Source organism: Candidatus Binatia bacterium (genome assembly GCA_036382395.1).
Taxonomy (GTDB): domain Bacteria; phylum Desulfobacterota; class Binatia; order HRBIN30; family HRBIN30; genus JAGDMS01.
The window spans coordinates 1-2,210 of the sequence record DASVHW010000018.1 but is presented as its reverse complement, the minus strand read 5'-3'; the positions used below and the strand labels follow the sequence as shown (position 1 = coordinate 2,210).

General features: G+C 63.6%; 1 protein-coding gene. It reads right to left on the bottom strand.

Annotated features, from left to right (window positions below):
• Positions 1-289: 289 nt before the first annotated feature.
• A complete protein-coding gene (locus VF515_01025) occupies positions 290-1,993 on the bottom strand; it encodes a DEAD/DEAH box helicase (protein HEX7406209.1) in 1,704 nt (567 codons plus the stop codon).
• Positions 1,994-2,210 lie beyond the last annotated feature (217 nt).

The window sequence follows — 2,210 nt, the reverse complement described above, 5'->3', positions numbered from 1 at the left end:
TACAAGGGCAAGCTCGCCACGGCGCGATTCTACCTCAACAACGAACTGCCGTACCTGCATGCCACGGCGCAGATTCTGAAGAGTAGCGAACGGACCGCACTCGACTTCGACGAGGAGTGGTTTTAGCGCGGAGAAACCAGCCCCTGTCCTGATCACTCACTGCCGATCAGTCGATCCATGTGGTGCGCAGTCGCCACGCAATGGGCGATCAAGGCGGAGCCGTGCTGACCAGAGAACAGGCCGGAGCCTTCTACGATCGGTTCGTATTGAACTACGGGCTCAATCGCTCTCACGCGCGTCCGTGCGCGGACAGGAGCCCGATCATCCAGGATGCCTGACCGCGGGTGAGCCCCGTGGGAATCGGAATGCCTTTCCGCTGGAGGAGACCGCGCTGGGCGTCGCTCAGCGGTTGGTGGCGCCAGCGTGCGGAGAGATCGAGGAGGCGGAGCGCCGCGCCGCGCTCTTTTTGCACAAAGGCCTCCGCCTTTCGAATGGCTTCGGGCAGCTCTGCTGCAGCGCCCAAGCTCACCGCTGCTTCCCGCCGTGCCGGCGAATGAAATTGCACCTCCCAGGCATCGAGCAGGTTTTGCTGAATCACGATGTCTTCACGGTCCGGAAGGCCAAGGCGGTAGCCGCCGCCGGGAGTCGCACACCAGGATAGACGCGTATACGGCTGCACCTCATCCGGTGGCTCGAACCGAAAGAGATCGATGCGTTCGGCAGCAAACTCCAGATCCCGCGGCGTCTTGATCTTCCCCGTATCCACCCATGGATAGCGTTCGGCAATGGCACGTAATCGGTCCGCGATCGCCAGCGCGTTGCCACCCTGAAGATCCAGCGCCGGATTCAGGTCGAAGAGCGCATGCAGTCCGGCGAGGGAGTGCTTGCGGCTGTTGTCGGCCACATCAATGACGAGAAGGTCGGACTTCTGCGGGTGCAGTCGGGTGCCGCGCCCGACCATTTGCGCGTATAACAGGCGGGAGTGGGTGGGCCGGCCCATCAGGATGCAGTCGATCCGCGGCTCGTCGAAGCCTTCGGTGAGCACATTGCAGTTGGTCACCACTTCGAGCGCACCACTCGAAAGCTGGGCCAACGTGGTTCGCCGCTCACTTTTCGGCATGGCGCCCCACACGGCAGCGGCCCGTATTCCGGCATTCCGAAACAGGGCGGCCACTTCCTGGGCATGCGCCACGTTGACGCAGAACACGATACAGCGGCGATGCCGCGCAAGGTCCTGATAGGCGCGGAGGAGGATCGCGTTGCGCTCGGCCACGTCCACCACCCGAGCCAGCTGCGACTCGACGAAGTCACCGCCTCTCACCTGGACGCCATCGAGATCCACATCGGAGGTGACGCGCCAGCCGGAGACCGGGCAGAGAAAGCGCCCCCGGATCATCTCCTCCAGGCTCCGCTTGTAGGCGATCTCTTCGAAGACCTCGCCGAGACCCTGCTGGTCTCCGCGCCGTGGTGTGGCGGTGAAGCCCACGAGCATCCTGGGGGTATCCGGGGCGAACAATTTGAAATGTTCGAAGATGGTGCGGTAGCTCTGCGCCACGGCGTGGTGCGCCTCGTCGACGACGATGAGGTAGAAGTCCTCCGGGTCGAGTGCGGCGAGGCGTTTGCTCCCGGTGCGGCCGATGGTCGGCACGGAGGCGATCACCACCTTACAATCCGCCGAGGCGCGTTTTCCCGCTTGTTCGATCGCCACCGGCAGGTGCGGATCCGCGTCCTGGAATTTCTCCCGGGCTTGCTCCAGCAGCTCTTCGCGGTGGGCCAGCACGAGCAGCCGCTTCTTCATCCGGAAGTAGTTCGGGAATTGGGCGAAGATGATGGTCTTGCCGGTACCGGTGGGCAAGGAGACGAGCAGCCGGCGTTTTCCTTCTCGGTACCGCTGCCGCAAGCGTTCCAGGCACTGGCGCTGATAGGGGCGCAGTGTCCTCGAGGGCGCCGGCAGCGGTGCGGCTTCGTTCGACGTCAGAGTCTGCGTCTCCATGATCCTCTAGCCTGCACGGGTAGATTCCATACCTGAAACTCGGTCTGCTTGGCAGCACCGAGTTAAACATGTCCGCGTGAACGGATCCTGCCTTTCCCCGGTTCCATATGGTCCCCTCCTCCGTTCGCCCCGAGTGCCGGCCCCTCTTCCGGGCCGGTGTATCGAGGGGCACAGGCCAGCTGCCCGCGCTTGTTTCTTAGGAGCGAAGCGTATCGAC